At 68.6% G+C, this 6,222-nt stretch carries 4 protein-coding genes; 1 reads left to right on the top strand and 3 read right to left on the bottom strand.

All coding sequences use genetic code 11. The features are described from left to right. The 3 genes from DQP58_RS25580 to DQP58_RS25570 all read right to left on the bottom strand — a co-directional run. The coding region (locus DQP58_RS25580; RefSeq protein WP_133259437.1) for an MFS transporter at window positions 1-1,039 on the bottom strand (1,039 nt) is incomplete at its 3' end. A 57-nt stretch (window positions 1,040-1,096) separates the two neighbouring features. Then, window positions 1,097-3,268, bottom strand: a complete 2,172-nt coding sequence (gene uvrB, locus DQP58_RS25575) for an excinuclease ABC subunit UvrB (protein ID WP_112710871.1) — start codon at window positions 3,266-3,268, stop codon at window positions 1,097-1,099. Between the two features lie 137 nt (window positions 3,269-3,405). Beyond that, window positions 3,406-5,481 carry a serine/threonine-protein kinase gene (locus DQP58_RS25570; RefSeq protein WP_112710870.1) on the bottom strand — a complete coding sequence of 692 codons (2,076 nt, stop codon included), beginning with the start codon at window positions 5,479-5,481 and terminating at the stop codon, window positions 3,406-3,408. 305 nt (window positions 5,482-5,786) lie between these two features. Between DQP58_RS25570 and DQP58_RS25565 the strand changes: the two genes are divergently transcribed. Beyond that, the coding region (locus DQP58_RS25565; protein WP_205869545.1) for an FHA domain-containing protein at window positions 5,787-6,222 on the top strand (436 nt) is incomplete at its 3' end.

Raw genomic sequence — 6,222 nt, 5'->3', positions numbered from 1 at the left:
ACGCGGCCACCAGCGGCGCGACCATGACCACCCACCCGATGGTCCGCGGGTTCTCCAGCGACGCGCTGACGATCTCGCTGACCGTCCAGCCGAGAGCGAGCGCCGCCCCCAGGAACCCCGCCGCGATCGGCGTCAGATGGGCAAGCCGCTGCCCGAACAGCGGCACGTAGGTGTTCACCATCGCCGCGCCCATCAGCACGCCCATGGTCAGGTAGATCCACTTCAGCGGCCCGGGCGAGAACACGCTGGGCGGCAGGATGGCCGCGTGCATGCGCCAGTCGACGATCACGAACACGCCCACCAGCACGATGCCGGCCGCGAGCAGCCCGAACGTCGCGACGGTGTTGTGCGGAATCTGCGCGACGCTGACGGCCAGCGCGGCCACGCCGATGATCAGCAGCGACCACACCGGCACCTTCATCCTCGGGACGCCGGTCGTCGGGCTGACCCGGGCCAGCGCGACCGGCACCAGCAGGGCCATCAGCACGGTCAGGACGGCCATCGCGACAAACGCCCAGCGCCAGATGCCGAACTGCGCGAACAGGCCGCCCGTCGTGGGCCCGACCACGGTCGCCACTCCCCACATCGCCGACACCAGCGCCGAACCTCGCGTCCACAACCAGCGGGGCAGGGCGGAGTTGATGACCGCGTAACCCAGCCCGGCCAGCAAGCCGCCGGCGACCCCCTGCATGGCCCGGCCAGCAATCAAAACATGCATGGTCGGGGCGGCGGCGCAAACCAGGCTGGCGACGCCGAACACGACGAGGCCCAGCAGGTATGACGACCTCGCGCCGATGCGCAGCAGCATCGGATTGACCATCGTCGCCGCGACCACGGACCCGACGAGATATAGGGTCGTCACCCACGCGTAGAGCCGGCTGCCGCCGATTTCCGCGATGGTGTTGGGCAACAAGCTGGTGGTCAGGAACTCGTTGGTGGCGTAGAGCGCTACCCCGCCGGCCAGCAGGATGGAAGTCCTCAGATACCTCGGGCCCAGCAGCTCACGCCAGCCGCCGGTGATAGTCGCCGCGTCGGTCACTACTCCACCGTATGGGGTGCCGCGGCGACAAGAGCCGCAGATCGGTTGCCAGCAAACTCATTTCAGGCCGGCGGCGTCCATCCCCCGCAGTTCCTTCTTGAGGTCGGCGATCTCGTCGCGGAACCGCGCCGCCAGCTCGAATTGCAGGTCCCGCGCGGCGGCCATCATCTGCGCGGTCAGGTCCTTGATCAGGTCGGCCAGTTCGGCGCGAGGCATGCTGGCCGTGTCGCGGCCCTCGAACACCCCGGCGCTGACGGCGCGACCGGGCTCGCCCTGCGCCCGCCGGCCACGGGACGCGTTGCGGCCCGACCCCCCGATCTCCACGGTCTCGCTGTCGTCGGCCTCGCGGTAGACCTGGTCGAGGATGTCGGCGATCTTCTTGCGCAGCGGCTGCGGGTCGATGCCGTGCTCCTCGTTGTACGCGACCTGCTTGGCCCGCCGCCGTTCGGTCTCGTCGATGGCCTCCTTCATCGAGTCGGTGATGGTGTCGGCGTACATGTGCACCTCACCGGAGACGTTGCGGGCGGCGCGGCCGATGGTTTGGATCAGGCTGCGCGATGACCGCAGGAAGCCCTCTTTGTCGGCGTCCAGGATCGCCACGAGGGACACCTCGGGCAGGTCCAGCCCCTCGCGCAGCAGGTTGATGCCGACCAGCACGTCGTATTCGCCCAGCCGCAGCTGACGCAGCAGCTCGACCCGGCGCAACGTGTCGACCTCGGAGTGCAGGTAGCGCACCCGGATGCCCATCTCCAACAGGTAGTCGGTGAGGTCCTCGGCCATCTTCTTGGTCAGCGTGGTCACCAGCACCCGCTCGTCGGCCTCGGTGCGCTTGCGGATTTCGCCGATCAGGTCGTCGATCTGGCCCTTGGTCGGCTTGACGACGACTTTTGGGTCGACCAGGCCGGTGGGCCGGATCACCTGCTCGACGAACTCGCCACCGGACTGGCTGAGCTCGTAGGGGCCGGGGGTGGCCGACAGGTACACCGTCTGCCCGATCCGATCGGCGAACTCCTCCCAGGTCAGCGGGCGGTTGTCGCACGCCGACGGCAGCCGGAAGCCGTACTCGACCAGGTTGCGTTTGCGCGACATGTCGCCCTCATACATCCCGCCGATCTGCGGGACGGTGACGTGCGATTCGTCGATGACCAGCAGGAAGTCTTCCGGGAAGTAGTCCAGCAGCGTGGCCGGCGGTGAGCCCGGGCCCCGGCCATCGATGTGCCTTGAGTAGTTTTCGATGCCCGAGCAGAAGCCAACCTGGCGCATCATCTCGATGTCGTAGTTGGTGCGCATCCGCAACCGCTGCGCCTCGAGCAGCTTGCCCTGGCCCTCCAGCTCGGCCAGCCGCTCGGCCAGCTCGGCTTCGATCGTCGAGATCGCCATCGCCATCCGCTCCGGGCCGGCGACGTAGTGGGTGGCCGGGAAGATCCGCAGCGAGTCGACCTGGCGGATGACGTCACCCGTCAGGGGGTGCAGGTAGTACAGCGCCTCGATCTCGTCGCCGAAGAACTCGATGCGCACCGCCAGCTCTTCGTAGGACGGGATGATCTCCACCGTGTCGCCGCGCACCCGGAACGAGCCGCGGGTGAACGACAGGTCGTTGCGGGTGTACTGGACGTCGACCAGCAGCCGCAGCAGACCGTCCCGGGGCACCTCATTGCCGACCTGCAGCTCGACCGAGCGGTCCAGATACGACTGCGGGGTGCCCAGGCCGTAGATGCAGGACACCGACGCCACCACGACCACGTCGCGGCGCGACAGCAGCGACGACGTCGCGGAGTGCCGTAGCCGCTCCACGTCGTCGTTGATGGAGCTGTCCTTTTCGATGTAGGTGTCGGTCTGCGCGATGTACGCCTCGGGCTGGTAGTAGTCGTAATACGAGACGAAGTATTCAACGGCGTTGTGCGGCAACATCTCTCGCAACTCGTTGGCCAACTGCGCCGCCAGCGTCTTGTTGGGCGCCATCACCAGGGTGGGCCGCTGCAGCCGCTCGATGAGCCAGGCGGTGGTCGCCGACTTGCCGGTACCGGTGGCGCCGAGCAGCACGACGTCGCGCTCTCCCGCCCTGATCCGGCGTTCCAGCTCCTCGATGGCGGCCGGCTGGTCCCCGGCGGGTTGGTGCGGGCTGACGACCTCGAAGTGGCCGCCGACGCGCACCAACCCCTCCACGGCCGCTTCGGCTGGGCGGTACTCCGAATGCGCTACTACGGGATGTTCCGTGGCGAATGCCATGCCAACAGGGTAGAACCGATCACCGACAAGTGCCGTGGCGGCGGTTTTACCAGGTCGGCGGGGCCTGCCAGCGCATGCGCTAGCGAGTCTGAAACTCACTGCGTGTACCCGGAGACCGACCCACCCCGCGAGACCGACTACCCCGCCGGACGCGTCCAGGTCCGGGTGACCGGATCGCACTGCAGCAGATAGCCGTCGCTGGAGGTGCTCATGGCGAACACGGAGGTGTTCGGCCGGTCGCAGGAGCTACCCGCGGCGTGCACGCCCATCGTGATCGGCGCCTTGGCCCAGCTGCTGCCCTCGCAGACGATCTGCTCGTTATTGGTCGGGTCGTAGGCCACCTTGCCGACGTCGCTGCACAACCCGCCGAGCACCGGCGGCGCCGGGGCCGACGCGGTGGTCGAGGTGTTGATGACCTGAATGGGATCGCCCAGCGCCACCTTCGCGGGCGCATCGCCCGCCCGGGTGGCCACCACCGGCACCCGCACCACCGCTCCCTGGGCCCCGCATTCGTTGCTGAGCACCGTCTCGGTCTCCGTACCGCGCAGCGTGCCGTCCGCCTGCGGCGCCAGCGACCAGGCGATGGTTTCCTGCTGGGTGGCCCGCACCTGACCGTTGGGCTGGATGCAGCCCACCCGCTGCTGTACGGGCGCACCCTGCCAGTAGCCGCCCACGAAGCGCAGGGTGTCGGTCTGTCCGCCATCGGTGGTGTTGGCCACCTGGTGGGTGGCGTCGTCCAGCTGGGTGCCCGTGGCCGCGCATCCGTTGGCGGTACACACCGACCGGAAAGCCCACCAGTTGGTGGCGGCGCCGCCGTGCCGGATCGAGATGCCGTTGGTGGTGCGCTTGGCCTGGTCGTAGGCCAGCTGATAGGTCCCGTTGAGCACGGGTCCGCCCGCGGTGGGCGCGGCACTCGCCGCGGGCACCGACGGCTTGGAGGCGAGCGCCGGGTTGCTCGGCGGCGTGCCGGGCTGAAAGGAGTAGAGGATCGACCAGGTCGCCGCCACGGCGATGAGCACCGCACACACCAGCGCGGTCGCCCATCGGGTTTTCGACGAAAAACGGTGTCCCAGAACGGCAATGACGCCGGCGGGGCCGCGCCGGCGATGCTCCGCCGCCACCACGGCGCGGGGCGCGTCGCCACGCCCGAACTCGGAGGCGGCACCGGACGACTCGCTGACAGCGGTGGCGAACGCGCGGCACCGCTCGAACCTGTCCTCGGGGCGCTTGGCGAGGGCCCGAGCGAACACCTCATCGAGCTCGGCGAGGTCGGGGCGGAAATCGCTGAGGCGCGGCGGTTCCTGGTGCAGGTGCTGGCTGATCACCGCGATCGGGTTGGAATGCTGAAACGGCGGCGCCCCGGTGAGCAGGTGGAAAGCCGTTGCGGCCAAAGCGTATTGATCAGCCCGGCCGTCGATGGGCGAACCCGCCAGCTGCTCGGGCGCGGCGTACGCCACGGTTCCGACGGCGACGTTGGTCTCGGTGATCCCGCTGATGTCACCCAGGTGGCGCGCAACCCCGAAGTCCGCCAACAAGATTCGGCGCTCCCCCTCCTCGGGGTGGGTGAGCAGGATGTTGGCCGGCTTGACGTCGCGGTGCAGCAGTCCGCGGTCGTGGGCGTAGTCCAGCGCGCCCGCCACCGCTTGCACGATGGCGCACACCTCGTGGATGGGCATCCCCTCGGCGTAGTTCTCTTTGACCAGCCGGGAGGCGTCGGTGCCCTCGACGTAGTCCATCGAAATCCACAGGTGCCCGTTGAATTCGCCTCGGTCGTGCACGCCCACGATGTGCGGATGCCACAGCGTCGCGGCGAGATCGGCCTCGCGATTGAATCTTTCGCGAAACTCCGGGTCGGCGGTCACCGCTTCGGCGAGCACCTTGATCACGTCGCGGCGGGGCAGCCGGGGATGCAACGCCAGGTAGACCTCGGCCATGCCGCCGGCACCGAGCTGCCGCAAAATCGTGTAGCCGGCGAACGACGCGCCGTTGCCCACCGCCAGCCGCTGCCCGCTGGACTCGTTGAGCTGTTGGGCGGCCACGGGTTCCGCGCTCGGGAAAGAATCGACCGGTGGTATCCGGCGGAACAGCTGCCCGATCGGCATGGCGGGCAGCGAGTGAAACCCCGCGCGCAACGCCTCGCGGGCTTGTCGCGGGTTGCTCAACAGCCGCCGCCCGGCGCCGATGCGCCGAGTAGTTCCCTTGTGCTCGTTCATCAATGCCCTGCCCCCTCGTTTCCGGCACCGCCCCCTGGTGTCGCCGCGCTGTGCTGCGGATCGCAGCACCCTGGGCGTGCGCATCGCGATTGGGCCCGCTGCCGCGTCTCGCGTGCCGGCACCACAGTGTGCTCGACGCGCGCGGACGCAACCCTTATTGCACCCCTCCCGTTCGAATAATGCCGCACGCCAGTAGGCGATTCGTCTCAGCAGGCTATGAAAGGGCTATGAGTGGCCGAATCGAGACAAAGGGAAGTCACAGGTGGCTCCAATAGAGCGCACTGCCAACGCTGGCCGATACTTGAGTGGTGACTCGACCCGCCCCGCCCATTCTGACAATTCGGCATGACGGGTCCCAACGATCCTTCGCGGCCGGCCACGAGGTGGTCGTCGGGCGCGACGTGCAGGCCGATGTGCGCATCGCCGATCCGCGGATTTCGCGCGCACATCTGATCGTGCGGTTCGACCAAGGCCGTTGGCTGGCAATCGACAACGGCTCGCTGAACGGGACCTACCTCAACGGCTATCGGATGCCGGTGGTCGACATCCACGACGGGCAGAGCATTCACATCGGCAACCCCCAGGGGCCGCGCCTGACCTTCGCGATCGGACCCCAGCAGGGTCATGCCGGCCAGCCGCCGCGGCCCAGGCCGAGTCACGACTCCGGGCCGCCCACGCTGGCATGGGCTGCGCTTGCCGAGCAAACGAATCCGACGCATCCGCAGCGGCCCCCACAGGGCC

Origin of the sequence: Mycobacterium colombiense (genome assembly GCF_003284975.1) — a bacterium.
Taxonomy (GTDB): Bacteria; Actinomycetota; Actinomycetes; order Mycobacteriales; family Mycobacteriaceae; genus Mycobacterium; species Mycobacterium europaeum_A.
Note: the sequence above shows the minus strand (reverse complement) of the source record. Positions and strands in the feature narration are given on the sequence as shown.

Coding starts and splice junctions, on each gene's coding strand:
- uvrB (WP_112710871.1), bottom strand. CDS start 3,268: ATGGCATTCGCCACGGAACATCCCGTAGTAGCGCATTCGGAGTACCGC.
- DQP58_RS25570 (WP_112710870.1), bottom strand. CDS start 5,481: ATGAACGAGCACAAGGGAACTACTCGGCGCATCGGCGCCGGGCGGCGG.